This window comes from Candidatus Nitrospira bockiana, from assembly GCF_965152565.1.
The window spans coordinates 1,088,788-1,114,258 of record NZ_OZ224215.1; the positions used below are offsets into that span (position 1 = coordinate 1,088,788).

Genomic DNA, 25,471 nt, shown 5'->3' on the forward strand with positions numbered 1-25,471 from the left:
ATGTCCGCGCCCTGGCTCGCACAGTATGATCCGGATGTCCCTGCCACCCTCTCCTATCCAGACTGCACCCTTCCGGATCTGTTGCGCCAGGCCGTCGAACGGTATCCCGATCGTCCCGCTACCGGATATTACGGCGCCACCCTCACCTACCGGCAGCTCGACCACCTGACCGACCGGTTTGCGGCAGCCCTGCTCACCTTGCGAGGGACCCCGGGTGGCGTAGTGGGCCTCATGCTCCCGAATCTTCCGCAGACGGTCATTGCCTATTTCGGAGGATTGAAAGCGGGTGCCGCCGTGACCGCGCTCAATCCCCTCTATGTGGAGCAGGAGATTCAACGGCAGGTCTCCGATGCGGGATGTGACACGCTCGTCGCGCTCGCACAATTCTACCCGCGGATCGAGCCTGTGCTCCGCCGCGGGGCCCTCAAGCACGTCATCCTCACCGGGCCCGAGGACTATCTGCCGTGGCTGAAACGGTTGCTCTATCCTTGGGTGCGGAGGGAGGGGAAGGCGATCGCCCGCCCGGTTCGGTCGGAGGTGCATGCGTTCCGTCGACTGTTGGAGCAGAGCGACGGCGTGGCGCCGCGGCTCCAGGTCTCGCCCGATGAGACCGCGCTCCTCCAGTACACGGGCGGCACGACCGGTATCCCCAAGGGCGTCGTCCTCACCCATCGCAATCTCATCGCCAATGCATGGCAATGTCGGCGGTGGATGCCATCCTTACAAGAGGGGCAGGAGAAGTTCCTTGCTGTGCTGCCGTTTTTCCATGTGTACGGACTCAGCGCCTGCCAGAACCTGGCTGTCTGTGTGGCCGGATCGCTGTCGCTCCTCCCACGGTTTCAGGTCGGTGAGGTTCTGAAGACGATCGAGAAAGACGGCATTACGGTATTCCCGGGGGTCCCGGCGATGTATGCGGCGATCAACAACCACCAACACTTGGAACAGCACAATCTACGGTCGATTCGGCTCTGTATCAGCGGCGCCGGTCCTCTGCATCCCGAGGTTCAGGACCGCTTCGAGGCCCTGACCGGAGCGCGGCTGGTGGAGGGGTATGGGCTGAGCGAAGCCTCGCCGGTGACCCATGTGAATCCTGTCGGCTCCAAAGGCCGTCGGCGTAGCATTGGACTGCCGCTTCCGGACACGGATGCGAAGATCGTGGATGCCCAGCAGGCGGGGCGGGTTCTGCCGATCGGGGAAATCGGTGAGCTGGTCATTAAAGGGCCGCAGGTGATGCGCGGCTATTGGAACCGACCGGAGGAGACCGAGCAGGTCCTAAAGGACGGCTGGTTGTACACCGGCGACTTGGCTCGCATGGACGCCGACGGGTTTTTTTACCTGGAAGACCGCAAGAAGGACATGATCAAGTCCGGGGGGGAGAACGTCTACCCCCGGGAGGTCGAAGAAGTGCTATGCCGACATCCCAAGGTCAAGGAAGCGGTCGTGGTCGGGCTTCCTCAAGACCTCCGCGGCGAATTGATCAAGGCCTATGTGGTTCTCGAGGACGGCCAGCGGGCGACCAACGCGGAACTCCTGGACCATTGCCGGCGGGAGTTGGCGAAGTTCAAGGTCCCGCGAAAGATCGAATTTCGGTCGGCGCTCCCCAAAACGATCGTCGGGAAGGTGCTCCGTCGGGTCCTGATCGAAGAGGAGCTGAAGCGGCGGGAAGCGCGCGCTCCCGAGCGGCCGGCTTGAAATTGGTCGTCCGCTGTGCGATGCTCTCGTGGTCCGCGGCTTTCGGAGGTTTATATGAAAGAAAAGCGCCGGGTCTTGTACAAAAAGGGTGTATTCGTCTGTCCGAAGTGCCGCCAGTCCTACGTACAGGAAAAGTGGATGGAGGAGTGGCGTATTCGCTGCCACAAGTGCGACTATCGAGGGACGTTGACGGAAGTGTCGGTCGAAGAGCACATGGACGAAGAAACGATTCGGTACTGAGCTTCCCTACGTCTCACGATCCCCGGACTTTTCTCACCTAGCTTGCCCCTAGACTGATCGCATAAGGAGACCGCCAAGATGGCCAAGCGGATGTGGTGCGTCTTCGCTCTAGTCATCCTCGGCGCAGCCGCGCCACTGTCCGCGGAGGAAACCGGCGTCCGGGTGTTGATCGCGTACCATTCGTTGACCGGCCATACGGAGAAGATGGCACAGGCGGTTGCTGAAGGCGCCGCGTCCGTAGAGGGCACCAATGTGTGGCTCAAGCGAGTCGGTCAGGTGACGGCGGAGGAGCTCTTCTCGGCGGACGCCATCGTCGTCGGCTCTCCGGTCTATTGGTCCAACATGGCCGGGGAGGTGAAGACCTTTTTCGATGACTGGCAGTTCAAGTTCGGGGTCTTCCCGGAGTTCAAGCTGCGGAACAAAGTGGGGGCCGCATTCACGACCGGCGGACAGATATCGAGCGGCAAGGAGTTGACCCTGTTGACGATCTTGGCCGCCATGTTGGGCAACCAAATGATCGTCGTGGGCGGCGGAGGGGCATTCGGTGCGTCGGCGACAACCGAAGGTGACAGCCCGGGCATTGACGAGAAGGAACTGGCGGGGGCGAAGCAATTGGGCCAACGGGTCGCCGCCATCGCTCGAATGGTCAAAGCCGGTGCTCGTCCCTGAGATTCAGCTCTCCTTCTTGATCTGCTCGCTGAGGTAGTTTTCCAGACCCACCTGTTTGATCGTTTCCAACTGCGTCTCCAGCCAGTCGATGTGCTCTTCCTCGTCCTTGACCATGTCTTCAAGGATGTGGCGCGTCGTGTAATCACCGACCTTGGCGCAATGCGTGATGGCCTCGGTGAACAGGCTGACCGCGTCCTTTTCCTGTTGGAGGTCGAGCTGCAATTGTTCCAGGACGGTTTCACCGACGCGGACCGTTCCCAGTCGCTGCATGTTCGGCACCCCTTCCAGATACAGAAGGTGCTCGATTGTTTTTTCAGCGTCCTTCATCTCGTCGAAACTGAACTCGCGGATCTTGTGGTGCCGCCGCTCGTATCCCCAGTTCTCGGACATCTTCGCGTGGATGAAGTACTGGTTGATAGCGGTCAATTCGTTCGTCAAGATGCGATTCAACAGGTCGATCACACCCTCTTTGGCTTTCATTCGGGTCCCCTCTTCTTAGACATGAGACGCAACTCAACGGCCTGCGACCACGCGCATCTGGCCTCCGCTCGACGTAAAAATAGCGCTTTAGCGGTGGAACGTTGGCAGGATGGCAAACCAATTATCAGGTGGTCCCGAGAGAGGTGTCAATACGGAAGAGCAGGCTGTGGCAGGACGGTCAATGCAGACGTCAGCGGCAGGTCATGGCCCCGCTGGCAATCGCGATCAATTCCTGGATGTTCTTGGCACAACGACCGCAACAATCGTCATCTTCCAGGCCGAGGCAGGTCTTCAGTGTTTCCGGGCATACCCTCCCATCTTGAGCCACCTGTCGGACATCGCTTTCCGTTAGGCCTTTGCAGAGGCAGACGTACATGGGAATCTCCCTCGGTCAGATGGTTGAGACATTCAATGATGGGCGGCTCACGACCTATATAACGATTATGATAATTGTTATCAATGCCTGAGGCAGAATATAGCGATCCAAAGGCGGCTTGTCAAGAGAAATGTCGGGGAGCGGGGTGAGGCGTAGGGCTAGGACTGCGTGCGTTCGAGATCTTCCACCATCGCGCGAATCGTATCGAAGCCCGATTGCCAGAAGGTTTCAGAGCGCATGTCTACATCGACGCTCTGGAGTATGTCCGCAGGGCTCTTCGAGCCCCCCGCGGCCAGGAGGTCCAAATATTTGGGCACAAATTCACGTCCTTGCTGTTTATAGCGGTGATACAAGGCTAAGACCAGGAGGTTACCAAAACTGTACGCATAGCAATAGAAAGGACTGGCAAAGAGATGTGGAATGGTGAGCCACTCCCATCGGAATTCATCAGGAATCGACACGGCTTTGCCGAACTGCTCTTTGAGATTCGCTAGATAGGCGTTGGAGAGATCCTTGACCGTCGCTCCCTCGGCGATCGACCGATGGGCGGTTTGCTCAAAGAGGATGAAGTAGGCCTGACGCACGACCGTGGCATAGATGTCGTCGAGTTGGGCGAGCAGCAGCCCTTGCTTCACGGCCTTGCTGGTTTCCTGAGCCATCAGGGCCTCCGACAACAGGCGTTCGCCGAACACCGAGGCCGTTTCGGCCAGCGGCAGGGTCGAGTGAAACGTAAAGATGCTGTGCGTGGAGGCTATCATCGCGTGGACGGCATGGCCCAACTCATGGGCCAAGGTCGCCACGTCTCGGGCTTCCCCCGTGTAGTTCAACAGCACGTAGGGAGTCATACCGGGAACGACGCTGTAGCAGTAGGCGCCACTCAGTTTTCCGGGGATCGTCCGTGCGTCGACGTGCCGGTCCCGGAAGACTTGCTCGGCGAGATCGCCGAGCTGAGGAGAGAAGGCGCGATACGCCTCCAAGACCATGCGGACCGCTTGCGGGTAGTGATAGCGCTTGCGCTCGGCTCGATGCGGTGCATAGATGTGATAGCGGGTCATCGGACGGATCCGACAAATCCGCGCCTTGAGCTTGAAGTACTCCTGGAACACTGCGGCGTTCTTCTGGCAAACGGTCAGCAACGCTTCGACAGCCTCGTCCGGAATGTCGTTCGCGAGATTACGGGCGGCGATCGGTGAGGGAAAGCGCCTCAACTCCACCTGCTCGCTCCGCCAATCGTTGACGAGCGCCGAATAGATTTCACCGAGGACATCCTGATGGCTCGCAAAGACCCGGTACATCTCACGGTAGGCCGCTTCGCGGAGCTTGGGCTCGGGGCTTCGAACGTAGACGTTCAGCTCCTCCCGGCTGAGCGTCCTGCGCTTGCCCTTGATGGTGAGCGTGAAGGTGAGGCCGTTGGTCAGGACGTCGTAGAGCGTGTGGATCGCGCTGCGGCCCGTGGTGTTCTTGAGGTTGATGATCTTTTCTTCCGGTTCCGACAGCGTATGCTTTTTGTACCGCCGAATCGATTCCAAATGGTAGCGATAGTCGCCCGAGACGGCCAACAACCGTGGGGCGTTGACCTCGTCGACCGACTGCCACCAGAGGTCGAAGAAGAGGATTCGGTTCTGGAGCGCAGTCAAGCGTTCTTCGACCTTCGCTTTGAAGGCTCGCGCTTCGAGGTTCTTGGTGTTCTCCGAGAACCAGAGATAGGCATAGGCGCCAAGCCTGGCCGAGTCGCGCGCAATGTGCTCCTCCTGTCGCAGGGCATCGAGGAAGGCTTGGGCCGGCATCTCGGGGGTGAGCCGAGTCCTGAAGGACTCGAAGTCGGCGATCCGGGCCTCCAAGTCTTTGATGATGGCCTCCACGTCCCGCTGAGGCGCCGGACAGAGGTCGGACAGATCCCAATGGTCCGGGACTCCTCTCGGAGGTACCCGGAGAGTAGTTTGCTTCGCCGCACTGTGGCGTTTGAGAAGGGTGCGTTTCATCCGGTGCTTCATGATACCATCACGCTTCTACAGGATTAGGAGCAAATTTGATTCGTATTATCAATAAGTTCTGTTGCGCCATCTCGTGGAGAGGGTCTGTTCGCCTCACCGACGGGCCTGAGTGCCAAGCGGTTTGACACGGGCCTGACGCTATGAGAATTTGACGCGCGCAACCATGACGGAACAGGAAATCAACCGCGCCGTCCAGTACGTAACGGCAAGCACCTCGTACAGTCGCGACATGGTCGCCGATATCATTCGAACGGGGTTCGGGGAGCTGACGGCATTGGCGATGAGCTCGTCCCGCTCCTTCGACCGGACCTCACTGCTCGAGTACATCTCCCGCTGGACCATCACCCGGACCGGCCAGCCTGAGCCGGTGGTTCGGGAGGTGCTCGGCTGTGCCGGGCGGTGGCTCGATGAGCTCTATGCCTCCTTGGCGCGCGAGCATCCTGAATTGCTGGGAGAGCCGGACCGATAGATCGAGCGGAGGGATGAGTGTTCGAGGCGCACCGATGAACAGAAGCGGTCGACGGGGCCGGTCGCGGCGCCGTGCCGGTCCGCGCGGGCGCCTGCTGCGCACGTTGCGCCGCTCGCATCTTCTCGGTCGCGAGAAGGCGACATGGCATCGAGAGATCGAGACACGGTGCCGAGCGTTGTCCGTCTTATGCACCGATCATGACAGTCAACTGCGGCTTGCGCGCTTACAGGTGCGCCTGTCGAACACTGATCGGGGAGTCGTCGAGTCAGCCCTGGCCGAGTTGGAGCTGGCGACCATGTTGACGCACGCGGGGTTCCAGGTGGCGTTGTTACCCGAGTCGCAGGCGAGGACCGCCGATTTCGAGTGCCTCGGGACGGATCGGCGTTTCTATGTCGAAGTGACGGCCATGCTCGGGAAGATCGACCCACGAACGGACCAGGGAGAGCCGATGGAGCCGGAGGATGACGGTGAGCACTTCCACCCCCTCGCGACACGGATTCTGGCTCGGATCAGGCAGAAGGCCAAGCAGTTGGTGGACTACTGCGCGCCGGTCTTGCTTGCGATTACGCTTCCGCCGGCTGATCTCACTGCGCCAACCCAACGCATGAATCGCCGCGATGTGGAGGCGCTGGATTTGAAGCGTCTCGCGGGGGCTGCCAGCGTCACATTAGCCGGTCTCAGACACATCAGCGCCGTCTTGCTGTCCCTCTGGCAAGTCGAGCCGAGTCAGGATCGTTCGGGTGCTCGCCTGGCGAACGTGCAAATCGTCGAGCGGCCCCGGGATCGCAGGCATCCGCGTATCCGTCTTCTCGTGTTCAATCCCGCGGCGCGGTTTCCCTTGGGGCTGTCCGATGTGGAGACGCTCAAGCGGTTGCTCTAGGTCAACCGAGTTGTTGCTTCAGCACCTCGAGGTTCTTCGTCACCATCGCGTCACCGTTCATTCGGGAGACTTCGATTCCCCGGTCGCACACCTCTCGGCACCGCTCGGTTCGGCCTAATCGTTGCAGCGCCTGGGCGAGCGCAAAATACGCGGCCGAGTAGGTGGGCTTGACCTTCACGCAATTCTCGAGCGCCGCAGCGGCCTCCTCATCGTTGCCATCCTCCAAGTAGGCTTTGCCCAACCCAAACCACGCCACCTCATCGTTGGGATCCAGCGCCAACAATTTCTTCAGCGGCTCAATGCGGGAATGCGCCATGCGGCCCTCCGGCGGCGAGAATGAGACAGGTGGACCGTAGCACGGCCCTTGGAGAATTGTCTATTCCAAATGGCGCGTGCTACGATCGGCCATGGGTCGCACGGGGTTCATGTACCATCCGGCGTTTCTCGAGCATGACATGGGAGTGGGACATCCGGAGTCGCCTGCCCGCCTGCGCGCGATCGTGTCACGACTTCAAGATAACGGGCTCGTGGAACGGCTGGTCCCGATCCAGGCCGTCCCCGTCGCCGATGAATGGATCCTGCGCGTCCATGCACCTTCGTACCTCGAGATGCTCAAACGACGGGCGCCGACGATCGGACGTGTCTCGCTGGACCCCGATACATCGCTGTCACCCGGATCCTTACCCGCCGCCTATCTGGCGGCGGGCGGCGCGTTGGCCGCCGCCGACGCAATCATGGCGGGCGGCGTTCAGCACGCCTTTTGTGCCGTCCGCCCCCCGGGCCATCATGCCGAGCACAACCGCGCGATGGGCTTTTGCCTCTTCAACAACGTGGCCATCACTGCTCGGTATCTTCAGCACCGATACCGTCTCAGCCGCATCTTGGTCGTCGATTGGGATGTTCACCACGGTAACGGCACTCAACACACCTTTTACGATGATCCCTCGGTGTTGTTCTTCAGTACCCATCAGTACCCTCACTACCCCGGGACCGGACTCGCGTCCGAAACCGGGGAAGGGCGGGCCAAGGGCTTCACCATCAACGTCCCCATGCGTGCGGGTGCGGGAGACGACGCCTACCTCGAGGTGTTTCGGACCGTCCTGCAGCCGGCCGCCGCCCGCTTCCGACCTGAGTTTGTCATCGTGTCGGCGGGCTTCGACGCCCACCGGGATGACCCGCTGGCCGGGATGGCGCTGACTGAGGATGGGTACGGAGAATTGACTCGGCTCGTCGCCGACCTAGCCAAGCGTCATTGCGGGGGACGGCTCGTGTCCTGTCTCGAGGGCGGCTATCATTTGCCTGCGCTCGCGACATCCGTCGAGCGCCACCTGCTCGCGCTGCTCGACTCGTGAGCCGCTACGCCATGCGGACCTGGTGGGGCATTCCTCTCGTCGTCGTGCTGCTCGGTGCAGGCGTCTATGTCTACTACACCGAGGTCAAACCGGTCGTCATCTTCGGTCTCCGATCGGATTACGCGAGAGCGATCCCCTTCCAGCCCGTGCCCGCGGGTCTCGAGAGCCTGCGTGCGGAATCATGCGGCCGCTGCCACCGGGACATCTATGAGGAGTGGAAAGGCAGCATTCACGCCCACGCCTATGAGGATCCGTTTTTTCAGGCGTACTGGAAGAAAGATCGCAATATCTGGGTGTGCTTGAACTGCCATACGCCGCTCGAGAACCAACAGCCGACCGTGATCCAGGACATCCCCCGCGGACGCGTGGAGAAGGCCGAAGAAGCTCCGAATCCGCGCTACGACGCCGAGTATCAAAAGGAGGCCGTCACCTGTGCCGCCTGCCACGTCCGTGACGGTGTGGTGCTGGGGCCCTTCGACGACTCGGCGGCTCCGCATCCGACGCGGTTCGATCCGAGCTTCCGCACGGCCCAGGTCTGTTATCGCTGCCATAACGTCGTCTCGGGGCCGGCTCAGTTTTACAACGTCGGTCCGTGCGGAACCTACGCCGAGTATGAAGGCAAGTTCTTCATGAAGGAAAAGGGGATGATCTGCCAGAGTTGCCACATGCCGGAGGTCGATCGTCCGGCAGCGGACGGCGGACCCATCCGGCACGGCCGCCGCCATCTCTGGCGCGGGGGCCATGATCCCGACATGATCCGGCGGGCCGTCGCGGTCGATCTTCATGCCGATCCTCCCGCCCCCAAACCGGGCGATCTGGTCACCTTTACGGTCACGCTCATCAATGCGGGCGCCGGCCACAAGATTCCAACCGGCGATCCCGATCGGCACTTCACCGTCGAATTCATGGTGCTCGACGAGCACGGACAGGTGGTGGAGGAACGCCACGAAACGATGGGCCGCTGGATCTTGTGGCAGCCGGTCATCCTCGAGGTCTACGACAATCGGCTCTTGCCGTTGGCGAGCCGCGACTACACCTTTCGCTATCGGCTGCCCGAGGCGGCGAAAGGGATGATTTTGAAAGCACGAGTGCGCTACCATATTTTGACCGACTCGCAACACGAGATGCTGGAGCGGAGATATGGCCTAACCGGCAGCGACCCGTACCGCTTTGTGATTTACGAGCGTGAGTTCCCGTTGTCCGATCAGCTCGGGCCGACCGTGTCCGCGGAGGCGGCGGATGCGCGTCTGGGGTGCCGGGGGCCGAAGGTGGCCGGCTAGGGAAGAAGAAAAGGAGTATCATGCGGTCTCCATGGTTGATTGACACCGAAACGTTGGAACAAAACCTTGGGCGACCGGGTCTCGTCGTCGTCGACGTACGCGGCAAGGCCGCCTATGCCTTCGGCGGCCACATCCCCGGTGCCGTCCATGCGACCTGGCACGACTTCAGCGATTCCAACGCCGTCGCCAAGGGGCTGCTCGATCCCGATATCTCGCGACTGGAGCAGAAGATCCGTGCGCTGGGAATCAGCAACGATACCGATGTGGTCATCTATTCCAACCCGTTCGACAACTGGGGGGACGAAGGCCGGATGTTCTGGATGCTTGAATACCTGGGCTTGGACAACCTCCGGATCTTGGACGGGGGATGGGTCAAATGGATTGCGGAGAAGCGCCGGTACGAGCACGGTGTGACGTCCGTGACGCCGGGCAACTTCACCGCGTCGCCTCGTCCCGAGCTCATTGCCGTGAAGGACGAGCTGAAACGACTCGTGAAACGCCCTCATCCGGATACCGTGCTGGTCGACGCGCGCAGCGTGGAGGAATACGTCGGCAAGGAGATCCCCGGCATCCCGCGCCCGGGTCATATTCCTTCCGCCATCAACGTGCCGTGGAACGGGTTTTTGAATCCCGATGCCACGGTGAAAGACTTCCAGGCGATTCGGGCGGCTCTCGAAGACCGGGGGCTGCACGAAAGTCACGAGGTCGTGTGCTACTGCACGGGAGGCGTCCGCTCCGCATGGCTCTACTTTGTGCTCAAGCTCGTCGGGTATCGGAAGGTCCGGAACTACCCCGGGTCATGGTGGGAGTGGAGCCGAGATTTTGCGGCGCCCACGGAGACGGATACCAAGGTACTCCACAAAATTCTCAACCCCGACGCGCAACGGCCGTCCTGAGGTTCCCTTGACACTCCGAAAAATCACGTGTTATCGTCTGGCAGTCCCCACGCGTAAGCATTCCCACAACCATTTCGACGGTCAGAGGAGGTGTGGCATGAGGAAACGATTGCTTCTTGGCGCATTGGTCCTGAGTATCATCACCGGATTTTTCAGCGTCACGTTCTTGGCAGCGGTAGCGCTGGCGGCCGGAAACAAGCACGTCTCGGAGGCGGTGGAGCATGCAAAGGAGGCCGTGGAGCACGGTAAACAGGGCCACGCCGACGTTCTGGTGAAACATGCGGAGGGTGCCCTGAAGCACGCTGAAGCGGCTCAGAAGGACATGAAGAACCCACACCTCACCGAAGGCATCAAGGGCTTGAAGGATGCCATCGAACATGGGAAAGCCGGGCACGCGGACGTGGCGACCAAATCCGCCGAAGGCGCCGTCACCCATCTCTCGGAAGTGAAGTAGTCGCTCAGCACGATCGAGCACAGGCGACCGGACGGGCAGGGGGCGACCCTGCCCGTTTTGTTTTGAGTCATGAGAGTCGGCTTTTTTCAGTTCAGTCCCCTCTTCGGTGAGATCAAGCGAAATCTCGACACCGTGACGGCCCGGCTGTCCGGCCTCGACTGCGACCTGCTCGTTCTGCCGGAGCTGTTCGCCTCGGGCTATCAATTCGTCTCGAAGTCCGAAGTCGAGGCGCTGGCCGAACCGGTTCCCGGCGGCCTCACCACCGAGCGATTGCTCGAGCTCGCCCGCGACCGGAACATGCATCTCGTGGCCGGCTTGCCCGAGCGCGATGGGGACCGTTGCTATAATTCCGCCGTCTTGGTCGGACCCTCCGGGTTGATCGGCCGCTATCGGAAGACGCATCTTTTTTACGAAGAGACGCTCTTCTTTGCGCCAGGTGACACCGGATTTCGTGTCTGGGACATCGGGACCGCGCGGATCGGCGTGATGATCTGCTTCGATTGGTTCTATCCGGAATCCGCACGGACGTTGGCGCTCAACGGAGCCGATATCCTCTGCCATCCCTCCAATCTCGTGCTCCCGTATTGTCCGGCTGCCATGGTCACGCGCTGTCTGGAAAATCGCGTCTTCGCGATCACGGCCAACCGAACCGGGTGGGAGGAGCGGGGAGGCAAGAAACGACTGACGTATATCGGGCAGAGCGAGGTCGTCACCCCGCGTGGACGAATCGTGCACCGGGCATCCGGTGATCAAGAGGAGCTGTGGGTGGGCGAGGTCGACCCGCTCGAAGCCCGGGACAAGTCTTTGAATCCGATGAACGACCTCTTTCGCGACCGACGGCCCGAGCACTATCGCGTCTAACGGACGGCGCGGTTGACCGCCAGGGTGTATGAGCTCTTGCACGGTCGGCTTGCCTTCTCACCGCTCGGTGTTATGTAACCCTCGCAAGGACAGGGCATGAAACAGGTCGAGCTCGGCAAAGGCATTTTTCTCGTCGCCTCTCCATCGTTGCGCGATCCTAATTTTCGGCAAAGCGTCGTCTTGCTCTGCGAACACGGCCCGGACGGCGCGTTGGGCATTGTCGTCAATCGACCGACGGGAATGTTGATCACCGAGGCGCTTCCGCAGATTCCCGTGCTCGAAGGGCAACGTCACGTCTTGTTTTCCGGGGGGCCGGTTCAGCCGAATCAGGTCCTGATCCTCTACCGGCTTTCCGAGGAACTGGACGAGACGCACCATGTGTTCAACGGAGTCTATCTGGGCGGAGATATGGCTGCGCTCGAGCGGGTGCTGCGGTCGTCCAGCGAAACCGAGATGTTCCGTGCTTATGCCGGCTACTCCGGCTGGGGCCCCGGCCAGTTGGAGCAGGAAATGAAAACAGGATCCTGGATGACGTTGCCGGCAGATCCCTATTTGGTCTTCCAGAAGGATCCGTCAAGAATTTGGAGCGACATCTTGCGTTCCTTGGGCAGCCCATACGACTTCTACGCTGAAATGCCGTTCGATCCCAGCCTCAACTGACCTTCCATCCTCAGCCCTTCCTTTTCCCCTGCTGACGATTTTTGCTGGTTCGAAAACGCTCACCACGCACTGCCGGCATTGAGAGTTCTCTAAGACGTTGTTTCATAATACATTTCTGTTTGGTGATTACTAATTTCTGGGCCAGGCCTAAAATGGAGGCCTTGGCCCATGACACAGACGGCGCTGTCGGTTCGGCTCGTCGACGAACGATTGAGACGACATCAGTGTGTGCGGTGCGGGACACCGCATCGGCAGTATCGTCCGGGGGCGCGCACCCGCTGCCTCGCTTGCCGGTGGCGGTATCGACCCGATCGGGTCGCCCGTGAGCTGCAGATCTTGCAGCTCTTCTGCTTGGAGATCTCGGCGCTGCGGACGGCGCGAGAACTGCGCATGAGTCCCTTGCCGATCTGGCAGCGCTTTATGGCCTACCGCCGCTGGATGGCCACGATGGCCGAGACGGAAGCCCGGCCGCTGACCGGGGAACTGGAATGCGATGAGAGCTATTTCGGCGGCCGTCGCCGCGGAGGGCGGCGGGGGCGCGCCCGTGGCCAAAAAGTCATTGTCTTCGGCATCTTGGAACGGCAGGGCCGGGTCAGCACCGTCGTCGTCCCCCAGGCCGATGCAGCGACGCTGATGCGGGAAATCGAACGTCGAGCGCTCAAAGGTGCCGTCTTCTACACGGATCGCTTTAGCAGCTATAAATCCCTGCGGCGCTACGGCAAACACCTGCCGGTCGACCATGGGCAGACCTATGTGCAGCGGGGGCGTCATTACCTTCGCCACATCAACGGCATTGAAGGGTTCTGGAGCTACGCCAAGGAACGCTTGCGCAAGTATCATGGCGTCAGCCGCTTGCACTTCCCGCTCTATCTGAAGGAAATGGAATTTCGGTTCAATCATCGCCGGGATGATCTGTTCGAGTTGCTTGGGACTCACTTGTTGAAGGTCTTGTTCGAGTATCCGATTGGCTATTCCACCTAAGGAAAAAGAGGCCTTGGCCCAAGATTTAGCAATCACCTTCTGTTTTATTCAATTCTTAGACGTTTGGTACGGTTTTAGCTCGTTGTTCTTCGTTCTCTTACGTAGCTTAGGGCGGATGCCTCTGTCGCGGCCGCCTAGTTCTCGCGTGTCATGAGACAGGGTCAACCGACCTAACTGGTTGTTAATCAACAGCTTTGTCAGGGCGTGGTTCTCGCGTAGTCAAGGCCATAGGTTTTTCCAATGCGCGACGCACCACGACAGTCTTGGTTCTTGAGACCTCCTTCACGGAGCCTCGCTGTCTGTCTGTTTCTTCTGCTGCTGACGATCTGCCAGGTCCGAATGGCTGCCGCTCAACAAGGCGCCCCTTCGACGCCTCTCGCCGCGCCGCCGGATGAGCGGGTCGTGGTTCACGCCTTCAGGATCACCGGCGTCTCGGTGATACCCCTCCGAGACCTCCATGCCGTCTTGGCGCCGCTCGTCGGGACAGCATTGGCAGTGGCCGACCTGCAACGTGCAGCCGACTCGCTCACCGACGAGTATCGCCGTCGCGGATACACCCTCGCCAAAGCCTACCTGCCCGAGCAAGAGGTCCGGGACGGCATCGTGGAGATCGCGGTGCTCGAGGGGATGTTGGGCGAGGTTCGTGTGGTTGGCCACACGCACTACTCGTCGGAGTTTGTCGAGCGAGGCTTCTGGAGAGTCAAGCAAGAGGCGGTCGTCCGCTATGAGACGCTCGAAGAGGCGCTGCTGCTGCTGAACGATCACCCGAATCTGTACGTGACGGCGTCGCTCGAGCCCGGCCGGAAGGTCGCCACGACGGACGTGGTGGCGACGGTGCGCGATGAGCGCCCGGTGCACGTCACGGTCGACTACAACAACTTCGGCGTGCCCTTCATCTCGCGGAACCGCTTCGGCGCCGGGGTCGAGATCGGGAATCTGCTTGTCGAAGGCAGCCTTCTGCGGGTCGGTGGGATCATCGGGGACAATCCCGACCGCCTCCTCTTCCAGATCGGCTCGTTCCTTCTGCCGTTGACCCGATACGGTACGCGTCTTGTGCTGTCGGCCTCGAATGGGCGATTCGACGTCGGCGGTCAACTCGCGTCGCTACAGATCAACGGGACCATCAAGACCTACGACATCTCCGTCGACCATCCCATCATCCGCTCCCGTTTCCAGAATCTCCGGGCAGAGGCCGGGTTTGCTTCCAAGGACAACGAGCTCTTCATGCTCGGACAGGTCACGGCCGACGACCATCTTCGGATGCTCAAAATCGGGATCACCTATGACCGTACAGACGTTGCCGGCCGATCCTTCTTCTCGGTCTATGGGTTCCAGGGATTGGGCGAGATGCTGGGGGGTATGGGGGACAACCATGCCTTGGCTTCACGCCAAGGGGCGGACAACCGCTTTACGAAGGCCGTGGTGTCCGCGGGAAGGATGCACGGCCTCGTGTCCGATCTCTACGCGGTGGTGCGCGCGACAGGGCAGATTGCAACGGGGCCCTTGCCGATCATCGAGCAGTGGCTCCTCGGCGGGCCTGACTCCGTCCGTGGGTATCAACTCGGCGAGCACCTCGGGGATGAAGGATACAGCGTGAACCTGGAGGTGCGCCTGCCGATCACCCGCCGCGTAGAGCTCCTCGCGTTCCTCGACAACGGAGCAGTGCGTGTTCGAAACCCGGCGGCCGGTGAGCAGCGATTCCATTCACTGACGGGCGTCGGTCCGGGGCTGCGACTCACCTTGCCTGATTACGACGTGGCGCTCCGGTTCGACGTGGGATTCCCTATCGACCCGTCGAGAGCCCTCGGCGGCTCCATGAGCGGCGGCAGTTCGCCCACCCTTTACATCCAAGCCAGTGCGAGGTTCTAACATGATGCCTCGAACATGGAGAGCCGCGACGGCCTTGATCCTCATCGCGATTCAGACCGCTCTTCCGGTCATTTCGGCGGCGCTGCCTACGGACGGCCAGGTCGCCGGAGGGACTGCGGTGATCCAGCAACCATCCGTCCAGAGCCTTCATGTCCTGCAGAGCTCGGATCGGGCGATCATCAACTGGCGGGGATTCAATGTTGCCGCCGACGAAATCGTCCGGTTCACACAGCCCAATGCCGGCTCCATCGCCCTGAATCGGGTGGTCGGGGGCGATCCGTCTACGATCCTCGGACAGCTCCAAGCCAACGGTCGCGTGTTTCTCGTCAATCCGAACGGCATCGTGTTCGGCAGCAGCGCCGTGGTCAATACGGCCGGCCTGCTGGCCACCACGTTCAACATCAAGGACGGCGATTTCCTGGCGGGCAAGCTCCAGTTCGCACAGGATCCGGGGAAGGCCTTGGCGTCCATCATCAACAAAGGACGCATCGAGGTGTCGAGGAACGGCTTCGTCGTGCTGGCCGCCCCGGCGGTCTCCAACGAGGGGGTGATTGTCGCGAACCTCGGGAAAGTAGGGCTCACCTCGGGTCAGCGACTCACGGTCGACTTCATGGGCGATGGCCTCATCACCTATGCGGTCGACGGAAAAATCCTGGAACCGGTGACCGGGCCGGATGGAGTGCCCTTGGCGTCGGCGGTCAGCAATGCCGGAACGATCCAAGCCGAGGGCGGCCAGGTTCTGCTCACCGCCCGAGCGGCGTCCGACGTCTTTTCCTCGGTCATCAACCAATCCGGCATCGTGGAAGCAAGAAGCCTGATCAATCGAGGGGGCGTCATTCGACTGGAGGGATCGGACCCGGTCGCCAACACCGGGAGCTTGGGATGGCAGGCGAACCTGGGGAAGGTCCGCAATGCCGAAGGGAAGGTTCTCCAGACTGGCAGGTTGGACGTGTCGTCGGCCGAGGCTGGAGCCGCGCAGGGCGAAGTGACGATCACAGGCCAGATGGTGGGCGTGACGGGCGGCGTGCAGGCGAATGGTCAGGAAGGGGCGAGCGGCGGCCGGGTCCTCATTGCCTCCACCGACAAGACGGTCGTGACCGGCGGGAGCGTCATCGACACATCGGGTGGAGAGGACTCGAACGGTGGAACTGTCCTCCTCTGGTCCGACAAGGAAACCGTCTTCGGTGGATCCATCGTTGCGCGCGGCGGGGCGGGGGGTGGAAACGGCGGCGACGTCGAGGTGTCAGGTCATGAGAGCCTGCATTTCGGCGGGCAGGTGGACAGCCGAGCCGCCAACGGCCGGACGGGAACGCTCCTGTTGGATCCGGCGAACATCACCGTGGCGACGGCCGGCGGCGCCGCCTACAACCCGGGCGTGAACAACCTCTTCACGAATACGCCGGCCTCCAACGTTACGATCACCCCTGCGAGCATCAACGCGGCGGGCGCCAATATCGTGTTACAGGCCAATACCGACATCACGGTGTCCGATGCGGTCAGCATGGTGAATCCCGGTATCGGATTGACGATGCAGGCGGGTCGCAGCATCAACGTCAATGCCGCGGTGGCCACGAACAATGGGGATATTGCCCTGACGGCCAACGATTCGGAAGCGGTGGCGGCAAATCGCGCCGCGGGAGCGGGGAATATCACGTTCGGAGTCGGTGGGAGCCTGAGCGCCGGTGCCGGGAACATCACGCTCGCAATCGGGCCGTCGACCTCCGTGCCGTTCAACCCGGGGAACATCAGTCTCCACGCCCTGACGACCACGACCGGCTCGATCTCCGTCACCTCGCGGAATGCCCTGACGCTGGCCGGGCCTGTCGACGCGGGGGCGGGGACGGTCACGATGGCCGCCAACGCCGACGGCGCGGGAGCTCAGGGCTTCACGATGAACGCCGGGAGCTCGATCACCACGACGAACACGTCGCGCGCGGCGGTTCAAATCGGCGTCAATGCGGCAGGGGGCGGGACCGGCGCGGCGGTCCTGCGGAACATGACGGTGGGTAACGGTGGAACCATCAGCGTCCGGACGAATACCGGCGGCAACACGACGGGCGGCGACATCACGCAGGTCGCGGGCACGCTGCTCAATGTCGGGAGCGGGACCGTCGATCTCGCGACCGCGCCGGCGGTCGGATCGAACATTGGAACCGCCGCCGCTTCCATTCGGACGACGGCAGCGACGGTGACGGCCAACGCGGGCGGGAGCGGAGTCTTTGTGACCGAAACGGACGGCGCCAATGTCAGCGCGACGGCCACCGGTGGGGGCGCGGTCAGGCTGGCCAGCACCACGGGGACATTGACGATCTCAGGGCCGACCTCGACGGCCAGCGGCGCGATCACGCTGTCCAGCGGGGATGCCGTCGTCGTCGGGAGCGCCGTGAATGCAGGATCGGGTACGGTCACGATCAACGCGAACACGAACGGCGCCGGTGCGGAGGGCCTCACGATGACCGCGGGTGGGTCGATCATCACGACCAATGCCACCACAGGAGCGGCGACCATCAACGTCAACACCGCGGCGGGCGGGACCGGCGGTGCTGCGTTGGGGCCGATGACGACGGGCTCCGGCGGTCGAATCACCGTTCGGACGAACACGGGGGGCAATACGACCGGGGGATCCATCAGTCAGGCAGCCTCCACCACGCTGACGACAGGGACGGGCGCGATCGTTCTCAATACACCGACTACCGGGGCCAGTGGGATCGGCAGGGCGGGAGCCCCGGTCTTGACCGATGCAGGGACGATGACGGCGAGCGCCGGATCCGGCGGAGTCTTCATCACGGAGAGCAACGGCGCCAACTTCACGGCGACGGCGACCGGAGCCGGGCCGATCGTGCTGAACACCACGAGCGGGACCCTGACGATCGCCGGTGTGACGTCGACGGGCAGCGGCCCGATCACGATCGGCAGCGGTGATGCCGTGGTGCTCAACGCGAACGTCGGTGGGGCGGCCTCTTCGGGTCAGGTGACCATCAACGCGAATACGGCGGGGACGGACGCGTCGGGCTTCACGATGGCGGGCACCAGCTCGATCAGGACGACCAACACCGGCGCCGGTGCCGTGCAGATCAACGTGAACAATGCCGCCGGCGGGAGCGGATCAGCCATGCTGCGGCCCATCACGTCGGGCGGCGGGGGCACCATCAGCGTTCGCACCGATGCGGGTGGTAATACGACCGGCGGATCGATCATGGGGGTCTCGGGCACGACCTTGTCGACAGGAAGCGGCTCGGTCCTGCTCGGGACGCCGACGGCTGGGACGAGCGGGATCGGCGCGGCCGCCGCGAGCTTACGGACCTCGTCGGGCAGCGTTACGGCCAACGCCGGATCCGGTGGGGTCTTCATCACGGAGGCGAACGGTGCGAGCTTCACGGCGACCGCAACGGGCGCAGGGCCCATCGACCTGACGAGCGCGACGGGATTGCTGTCGATCGCGGGCCCAACGTCAACGGGAAGCGGGCCGATCACGCTGACGGCTGACCGCGTCGCCATCAATGCGCCGCTCACGAGCAGCGGCGCCCTCATCCTTCAGCCGGTCACTCCCGCCCGGACCATCGGGATCGCAGGGGGAACCGGAGGGCTGAGCCTCAGCACTGCGAGCCTGTCCAATCTGACGGACGGATTCAGCACTATCACGATAGGACGATTGCTGGATGGAACGGGAGCGGTGACGGTCGGCGGCCTCGCCACGTTTGCCGATCCCGTCACCATCGCCGGTGGCTCCATTGTGAGCAATGGCACGGTCTCCTCACCGGGCAATCCGGTCACCTTGGCGGCTCGGACAGGAGGGATGACGGATGGTAACGGTCTCGCGGCCAATGTCGTGGGGGAGACGCTCGCGGCGACGGTGGTGACGGGCATGGCCCTCGATACAGCGGTCAACCGGGTGACGGCCACCGTGACGGGCACGGGGTCTCTTTCCCTCAATAATGCCGGGGCATTGACGGTCACGAGCGCCAACACGGTCAATGGGACGTTGACCGTGAAAGCCGCCGCCGGCGATCTGACGGTGATGACCGCAACGGCCGGGGGGGCCGCCTCCGATGTCGTCCTTTCAACGACGACGTCGGGCGATGTCATCCTCGGAGACGTGACGGCGGGCCGCGCCCTGGTGGTCAACAGCGCCGGCTCCATCCTCGATGGGAATGGCATGGCAAACAATGTGACGGCGGCCGCCGATTCCACGCTCACGGCGCTCGGTGTGATCGGTGTGGCTGTGGATCCCCTGGAAGTCGCCGTGAGCTCAGGATCGCTCGGCATCGCCGCACGCTCGCAGAGCGGCAACATCTCCGCGATCCTCAACGGGACCGTGACGCCGGCGAACACCTTGACGGTCTTGAACACTCCTCCCGGTCAGGTCATCTTTAACGGGTTGGTGTTGTATCCACCGGCGCCGCCTCCTGTGGGCTCCGCCAGCTCCTCGACGACCGGCCTGGGACAGTTCGTGCGAAACAGCTACCCCTGGACCCCCGGGGAGAGCTCGGGAACCCAAGCGGTCCCGATTGCGGTGAGGACCCCGGCTGCGGTGATTCACGTGGTGCAGGAACTGGAGCCGCTGTCGATTGCGGCCGATTCGGCGGGTGAGACGGACGAGAGCGGCGACGTCGGGTTCACGCCGGACGTGAGACAGGTGTCTTCCTCCGTCATCAACGAGAGCGGGCCGGTCCCATCACTGTCTGCTCCGGTTCCTTCGGTCGGCGATGGTAAATCCGAGAACGGCGTGGAGCAGCGCATCGTCGATGAGACGCTCACAGCCAATCTGGATGCGAAGGTGGTCTCTGCTCGCCTCGCTCCGTCCCAACCCCTGATCATCGTTCCCGCGCTCGTGTTGGGCGATGTCTTCTTCGAATTCGAAAGTGCACGCGTTGGGACCCAAGGAGTGGACGTGCTCAGGCGTGTCGCGGCGTGGATGAAGGCCAACCCGGCGAAGCGCATCGTCGTCGAGGGCCATTGCGACGAACGGGGGCCTGCAGCCTATAATTTCGTGCTCGGGGAGCGCCGGGCCAAGGCGATCCAAGATGTCCTCATGGCCCTGGGTGTGTCACGGGAAAGGGTCACGACGACGTCGTACGGCAAAGAACGGCCGTTCTGTAGCGATCATGGTGAAGCATGCTGGCAGCTCAATCGGCGCGGCCATATGATCCCGCGCGGCGGAGCGGGTGGCCGGTGACGCGCGCCTGGTTGTTGATCCTCCTCTCTCTCCTGTTCGGCTGTGCGGCGCGGCCGGAGCCCGTGCCCGCGCCTTCGCCGTCCGGCACGGTGGATGTCGCACCTTCCGAAGAACGGCCGGCGAGCGCGATTGAACCCCGTCCGGTTCGCCCGACGTGCCCGCCTGGCATGGTCGGCTCCTGCCGATGAGTCGGAGGGCGCCCTGACCGGCCGGGCTGTCCATCCTTTAGCACTCCGCCTTCAGCACTGTCTTGAGAAACCGGCCCGTGTGGGAGCGCTCGTCCGCCACGATTTGCTCCGGCCTCCCTTCGGCGACGAGAGATCCCCCAGCCTCTCCACCTTCCGGGCCCAGGTCGATGATCCAATCCGATGCCTTGATCACGTCGAGGTGGTGTTCGACCACGAGCACCGTATGCCCGGCATCCACGAGCTTGTTCAACACGCGGAGGAGCTTCTTCACATCGTCCAGGTGGAGACCGGTCGTCGGCTCGTCCAGGATGTAGAGGACCGGGCCGGCCGCCCGCTGTTTCAACTCGGCGGCGATCTTCAAGCGTTGGGCCTCGCCGCCCGACAGGGTCGTGGCCGGTTGGCCCAAGCGGAGGTATCCCAGACCGATCGAGGTCAGCAGATGAAAGGGCTCGGCAAGTTTCGGAGTGTCTCCAAAGAGGCCGAGGGCTTCCCTCACGGTCAGGTTGAGAACATCGGCAACGGTCTTTCCCCGGTAGCGGACCGTCAGGACCTCCGGCTTGAACCGCCGGCCGGCGCATTCTTCGCAGGTGACGTACAGGTCTTCGAAGAAGTACATCTCGAGCTTCTCCGAGCCGGTCCCCTGGCACCGCTCGCAGCGTCCGCCACGGGTGTTGAATGAAAAGTGGGCGGGCGTGAGATTCCGTCGGCGGGCGGCCGGCTGACCGGCAAAGAGCCGTCGGATCTCATCGAACGCCTTCAGATACGTCACGGGGTTGGAGCGAGGCGTCCGACCGATCGGCTCCTGGTCGATGAGCTTCACGCTGTGCAGGTGCTCCAACCCCTTGATCGCGGCGAACCGGCCCATCGGCAGCGAGGCGATGCGAAAGGCCCGCGCCGCCGCCCGATACAGAGTCTCTTCCACGAGCGTGCTCTTCCCGGATCCGGACACCCCCGTCACGCAGATCAGCATCCCGAGGGGAAAGCGGACCGTCAGATTCTTCAGATTGTGCTCGGACGCCCCGGCCAGCACGAGCGCCTTGCCGTTTCCACCGCGGCGCGTCGCGGGGACCGGAATGCACTCCTCGCCTCGGAGGTAGCGCGCGGTGATCGAAGCGGACTCCTTCAGAAAGGCGTCCTTGGGTGCGGCCGCCACGATCGTGCCGCCTCGCTCACCGGCCAACGGCCCGAGTTCCACGATGAAGCCGGCGGCGAGCATCACCTCCCGATCGTGCTCCACCACGACGACGGTATTGCCGGCCTCGGCGAGGTCCCGAAGAATCGACGCGAGCATGGCCGTGTCGCGGGCATGGAGCCCGATCGTCGGCTCATCGAGGACGTACAGGGTCCCGACGAGGCGGGCGCCGAGTTGATTCGCCAGCGTGATCCGCTGCGCTTCTCCTCCGGAAAGCGTGCGAGTCTGTCGCGCGAGCGTGAGGTAACCGAGGCCCACCCGGCGAAGGAAGCCAAGTTTCATGGTCAGTTGCCGCAAGATTTCGCGCGCGACCTGCGACTCGAAGTCCGACAGCGGGAGCGAGTCGAGCCACTCGGACAGCTCCTCGATGGTCCAGCTCGACACCTCGTGGATATCGCGGCCCCCGATCTTTACGTGCAGGGCATCGGGTTTCAGCCGCGAGCCGCGGCACCGGGTGCACAGCGAGGGGCTCCGGTAGCGGCTCAGGAACACCCGGACATGCAGCTTGTAACGTTTGTGCTCGAGGAACTCGAAAAATTGCTCGAGGCCCTCGAAGGTGCCGTCCCCTTTCCAGACGAGGGCCCGTTCCTGGTCGGTCAATTTGGCATAAGGGATGGCGAGATTGACGCCTCGGCGTTTCAGACCCAAGAGCATCTGCTTTTGCCACCAGTCGGTCCCCGGTTTCGTCCACGGCTCGATGGCTCCTTCAGCCAACGAGAGATTCCGGTTCGGGACGACGAGGTCTTCGTCATAGCGAAGGATATTGCCGAAGCCGTTGCAGGCGGGACAGGCGCCGACCGGGTGATTGAAGGAGAACATGACCGGCCGTAATGGCGAGAAGCGACGACCGCAGGATTGGCACATGAACGTGCGGCTGTAGCGCCGGCGTCCGTGCCCGATCACCTCGACCTCGCATACACCGTCTCCTTCCTGGAAGGCCGTCTCGACGGCTTCGAACAAGCGACCCCGGTTCTCCCCTCGAAGCATCAACCGATCGACGACGACCGAGAGCGGAATCGTCGGGTCCTCCGGCAGGACGAGGTCCGGGTGCAGATCGACGATCTCCTGGCCGCAGAGGACCCGGATGAAGCCGCGGGCCAGCAGCGAGGCGACGAGACGTCGATCCCTGACGTGTGAGTCTCGGACCGGGAACAGGACCATCGCTCGCCCGTCGTCGAACCGCCCGAGCAGATCATCCACCACGTCGGCCGGCTGGTAGCTCCGCGCCGCCCGGCCGCAATCGGGACACGTCGGCCGGCCCACTTTGGCAAACAGCAGTCGGAGACAATCCGCAAGCTCGGTAGCCGTCCCCACCGTGGAGCGCGCGGTGCGGACGGGGTTTTTCTGCTCGATCGCGATGGCTGGTCTGATATTGATCAGCCGGTCGACGTCCGGACGCTCCACCTTGTCCAGGAACATCCGTGCATAGGTCGAGAGGGATTCGATGTAGCGCCATTGGCCTTCGGCGAACAGGGTCTCGAACGCGAGCGACGACTTCCCCGAGCCCGAGACGCCGGTGATGACGGTCACCGCGTTGTGCGGGATCCGGAGCGAGACGTTCTTAAGGTTGTTCTGGCGGGCGCCTTCGATCCACAGATCGCCGGCGCTCTCCCTATCGGAAGGGACGGTGGCCACGGAAACTCCGGCTGGACGCGACACGGGAGGAATCGTAACAGGCGGCAGGCAGGGCTGCAATGCCGAGAGGTTCGGGCTATCGCAGGACGAGCCGCAGCAACCCGACACACATCATGTAGAGGGTCAGCCCACCGAGCATGGCCGGCCAGAAACCGAGGCGCGGCAGCGCAACGATGATGAACCCGACGTAGGCCAACCACGGCGGCACGAACCAGAGGAGATGCTTGGCATACGACAGGGTATGCTCCGCTCCACCGTTCACGTAAATCAGCACGAACGTCATCCCCGTGATCGCCGGGAACGTGCTGGCAAAGGCGGCAAGAAAACCGCGCCCCATGGCACCCACGTAGGTCGAGAGGCTGACCAACAGTCCGCCCAAGACGAAATACAATCCGTACTTCACCACGTCAGTCATGTCCACTCCTCATCATGGTCGTTCCCCTTCGAACGCCGCTCGCGCCTCTTTCACGATCACGTCCCCCATGCCGGTATACCGCGGTGAAAAATGGAAGACGACGAGCTCGCGCACTCCCGCCCGCCTGGCGATGCTCCCTGCTTGCTTGGCGGTCAGATGGTACCGCTCACGAGCCTTGTCCGCGTCGCGATCCAAGTAGGGGGACTCGCAGTACAGCACGTCGGCTCCTCTGGCCAACTCGAGGATCTTGGCCTCGTTTTCGGCATCGTAACGAACATCGACGACATAGGCAATTTTCTGACCGCGTGTGATCGTGACGAACCGGTCCCGTACCTCGCCGAGCCGAAACTCGCGCTCTTCCCGTCGATGTTCGAAATACAGGGTCGCCGTAAAGCGAAAATCGTCGGGGCGTCCTTGCCACAGGTGATGCTTGACCTCCTTGAGCCACGAGCCCACCGGCAGCCCCGCGGCGTGCAATCGCTCCTTGTTGACGTTGATGTGAAACTGTTCCTGCAGGGCGTATCCGAAGCACGGTACCCGGTGGTTCAGGGACACGGCCTTCACCGTGAACATGGGGTCTTCGAACACCAGGAAGGGTTCGTGCCAGGCGGGGTCCAGCGGGAGCACGTCGGGATCATGCGCTCGGAAGCCCTCGGTGGCACGAAAGACGGCGGTGTACACGTCGGTCGGGTGGAATTCTTTGACCTCGATCGACAACGGATAGCCGTCCACGAGATTCCAGGTGTAGCCCTGCAGCTTGCCGGCCACATTCCCGATCAAACCCGGCGGCCCATGGAGGCGGAGCGTCTTTCCTCGACCCAAGGCGATGCGGAGCACCCGGTCGAAGCCGACGAAATGATCCATGTGGGTGTGGGAAATGAAGACGTCCGTCGCCCGGAGCAGGCGCGTGGGGCCGAGCCGCTCGTTCTCCCCCAGGTCGAACAGGAGGGCGCGGCGCGCCCACTTGACGTCGATGTAGAGGCCCGGATCGCCGAACGGATCGTTGACGAGGTAGGAGGAGAACGTGGGGGTCATGGATGCGCGAGCACGAGCTTGAGGACCGTGTACAGGATGATCACTTCCACGGCGTGAGCCACGATCGTGGCGGCCAGGCTCCTCAGCCGTACCCACATCATACCCCAGATGATTCCGTCCCACACGGCGATCCAATGGAGGTGCCGGAACGTCACGACCATGAAGGGATCGAAGGCGAAGACAAGGGCGCTCGTGACAACGGCGGCCGGGACGGCACACGGCACCTCCCACCGGTCGAGCAGAGCGAGCAGCCGTCCGAGGAGGAAGCCGCGGAAGTTCAATTCGACGGCTGCAGCGATGATCAGGATGAACCAGGGGAGCATCAGAGGGACCGGGAGGCGGGCATGGGGTGTTTCCCGAAGGAAGTCCAGGTCACCGCCGAGCAACGGCACGAGCCAGAGGATGACCGCCGTATTCAGCGGACCCAGGATCATCCCGACCGCCAGCCCCCAGCGGAGGGCCCGTCCGACCGCCTGCGCGCGAAGCCCCAGTCGGGCAAAGGCGTCACGGTTCGCCGCACTCCAGACGGCGAGGCAGCCGTAGGCGAGGAGCTGGGGGAGGAGCTGGACGGAGAACTTCGCGCGGACCGTAGCCGGGAGCAGGTAGAAGACCGCGGTGGCGAGGACCGGCACCAGCGCGAGCGCGGAGCGGCGTTCTGGTTCCCGCCAGCGCGCCAC

General features: G+C 62.7%; 21 protein-coding genes. 14 read left to right on the forward strand and 7 right to left on the reverse strand.

Translation table 11 applies throughout. The annotated features are described in order from the left end of the window. From ACWHYV_RS05415 to ACWHYV_RS05425, 3 genes are all read left to right on the forward strand, one after another. Entirely contained in the window at window positions 1-1,692 is a 1,692-nt protein-coding gene (locus ACWHYV_RS05415; protein ID WP_447979634.1) for a long-chain-fatty-acid--CoA ligase, read from the forward strand. A gap of 54 nt (window positions 1,693-1,746) precedes the next feature. Next, window positions 1,747-1,932 (forward strand): hypothetical protein, encoded by a 186-nt coding sequence (locus ACWHYV_RS05420; RefSeq protein ID WP_447979635.1) that lies wholly within the window; start codon window positions 1,747-1,749, stop codon window positions 1,930-1,932. A gap of 78 nt (window positions 1,933-2,010) precedes the next feature. After that, window positions 2,011-2,601: a flavodoxin family protein gene (locus ACWHYV_RS05425; RefSeq protein ID WP_447979636.1), complete on the forward strand. Its 591-nt coding sequence runs from the start codon at window positions 2,011-2,013 to the stop codon at window positions 2,599-2,601. A 3-nt stretch (window positions 2,602-2,604) separates the two neighbouring features. Here ACWHYV_RS05425 and bfr read toward each other — a convergent pair whose 3' ends face one another. Both bfr and ACWHYV_RS05435 read right to left on the reverse strand, forming a co-directional pair. Then, a complete protein-coding gene (gene bfr, locus ACWHYV_RS05430; RefSeq protein WP_447979637.1) occupies window positions 2,605-3,081 on the reverse strand; it encodes a bacterioferritin in 477 nt (158 codons plus the stop codon). Between the two features lie 534 nt (window positions 3,082-3,615). Then, window positions 3,616-5,439: a M3 family oligoendopeptidase gene (locus tag ACWHYV_RS05435; protein ID WP_447979638.1), complete on the reverse strand. Its 1,824-nt coding sequence runs from the start codon at window positions 5,437-5,439 to the stop codon at window positions 3,616-3,618. Window positions 5,440-5,614: 175 nt separating this feature from the next. Here ACWHYV_RS05435 and ACWHYV_RS05440 point away from each other — a divergent pair, with 175 nt between their 5' ends. Together ACWHYV_RS05440 and ACWHYV_RS05445 are read left to right on the forward strand one after the other, a co-directional pair. Next, complete coding sequence (locus ACWHYV_RS05440) at window positions 5,615-5,920, forward strand: hypothetical protein (RefSeq protein WP_447979639.1); 306 nt, start codon at window positions 5,615-5,617, stop codon at window positions 5,918-5,920. Between the two features lie 34 nt (window positions 5,921-5,954). Then, window positions 5,955-6,800, forward strand: a complete 846-nt coding sequence (locus tag ACWHYV_RS05445) for a hypothetical protein (protein ID WP_447979640.1) — start codon at window positions 5,955-5,957, stop codon at window positions 6,798-6,800. Between the two features lies 1 nt (window position 6,801). On the opposite strand, the gene ACWHYV_RS05450 is transcribed toward ACWHYV_RS05445, so the two are convergent. Further along, complete coding sequence (locus ACWHYV_RS05450) at window positions 6,802-7,116, reverse strand: tetratricopeptide repeat protein (protein WP_447979641.1); 315 nt, start codon at window positions 7,114-7,116, stop codon at window positions 6,802-6,804. 91 nt (window positions 7,117-7,207) lie between these two features. Here ACWHYV_RS05450 and ACWHYV_RS05455 point away from each other — a divergent pair, with 91 nt between their 5' ends. The 9 genes from ACWHYV_RS05455 to ACWHYV_RS05495 all read left to right on the forward strand — a co-directional run bounded on the left by ACWHYV_RS05455 (window position 7,208) and on the right by ACWHYV_RS05495 (window position 20,329). Continuing rightward, complete coding sequence (locus ACWHYV_RS05455; RefSeq protein WP_447979642.1) at window positions 7,208-8,152, forward strand: histone deacetylase family protein; 945 nt, start codon at window positions 7,208-7,210, stop codon at window positions 8,150-8,152. An 11-nt stretch (window positions 8,153-8,163) separates the two neighbouring features. Further along, window positions 8,164-9,432, forward strand: coding sequence for a multiheme c-type cytochrome (locus tag ACWHYV_RS05460; RefSeq protein WP_447979643.1), 1,269 nt, complete (start codon window positions 8,164-8,166; stop codon window positions 9,430-9,432). A 20-nt stretch (window positions 9,433-9,452) separates the two neighbouring features. Then, entirely contained in the window at window positions 9,453-10,328 is an 876-nt protein-coding gene (locus tag ACWHYV_RS05465; protein WP_447979644.1) for a sulfurtransferase, read from the forward strand. A gap of 97 nt (window positions 10,329-10,425) precedes the next feature. Next, window positions 10,426-10,782, forward strand: a complete 357-nt coding sequence (smbP, locus tag ACWHYV_RS05470; RefSeq protein ID WP_447979645.1) for a small metal-binding protein SmbP — start codon at window positions 10,426-10,428, stop codon at window positions 10,780-10,782. A gap of 69 nt (window positions 10,783-10,851) precedes the next feature. Continuing rightward, on the forward strand, window positions 10,852-11,643 hold the full coding sequence (locus ACWHYV_RS05475; protein WP_447979646.1) for a nitrilase-related carbon-nitrogen hydrolase: 792 nt from the start codon (window positions 10,852-10,854) through the stop codon (window positions 11,641-11,643). Window positions 11,644-11,739: 96 nt separating this feature from the next. After that, window positions 11,740-12,303: a YqgE/AlgH family protein gene (locus ACWHYV_RS05480; RefSeq protein ID WP_447979647.1), complete on the forward strand. Its 564-nt coding sequence runs from the start codon at window positions 11,740-11,742 to the stop codon at window positions 12,301-12,303. A 168-nt stretch (window positions 12,304-12,471) separates the two neighbouring features. Next, complete coding sequence (locus tag ACWHYV_RS05485; protein WP_447976685.1) at window positions 12,472-13,284, forward strand: IS1595 family transposase; 813 nt, start codon at window positions 12,472-12,474, stop codon at window positions 13,282-13,284. Between the two features lie 402 nt (window positions 13,285-13,686). Then, on the forward strand, window positions 13,687-15,153 hold the full coding sequence (locus tag ACWHYV_RS05490) for a ShlB/FhaC/HecB family hemolysin secretion/activation protein (protein WP_447979648.1): 1,467 nt from the start codon (window positions 13,687-13,689) through the stop codon (window positions 15,151-15,153). A gap of 1 nt (window position 15,154) precedes the next feature. Next, window positions 15,155-20,329 (forward strand): two-partner secretion domain-containing protein, encoded by a 5,175-nt coding sequence (locus ACWHYV_RS05495; RefSeq protein ID WP_447979649.1) that lies wholly within the window; start codon window positions 15,155-15,157, stop codon window positions 20,327-20,329. 225 nt (window positions 20,330-20,554) lie between these two features. Here the strand turns inward: ACWHYV_RS05495 and uvrA are convergent, their stop codons facing one another. The 4 genes from uvrA to ACWHYV_RS05515 form a co-directional block, all read right to left on the reverse strand. Further along, entirely contained in the window at window positions 20,555-23,344 is a 2,790-nt protein-coding gene (gene uvrA / locus ACWHYV_RS05500; protein ID WP_447979650.1) for an excinuclease ABC subunit UvrA, read from the reverse strand. A 76-nt stretch (window positions 23,345-23,420) separates the two neighbouring features. Next, window positions 23,421-23,759, reverse strand: coding sequence for a DUF3147 domain-containing protein (locus ACWHYV_RS05505; RefSeq protein WP_447979651.1), 339 nt, complete (start codon window positions 23,757-23,759; stop codon window positions 23,421-23,423). 12 nt (window positions 23,760-23,771) lie between these two features. Then, window positions 23,772-24,794 carry a ribonuclease Z gene (locus ACWHYV_RS05510; protein WP_447979652.1) on the reverse strand — a complete coding sequence of 341 codons (1,023 nt, stop codon included), beginning with the start codon at window positions 24,792-24,794 and terminating at the stop codon, window positions 23,772-23,774. Continuing rightward, complete coding sequence (locus ACWHYV_RS05515) at window positions 24,791-25,471, reverse strand: CPBP family glutamic-type intramembrane protease (protein ID WP_447979653.1); 681 nt, start codon at window positions 25,469-25,471, stop codon at window positions 24,791-24,793. The genes ACWHYV_RS05510 and ACWHYV_RS05515 overlap by 4 nt, the downstream gene beginning before the upstream one ends.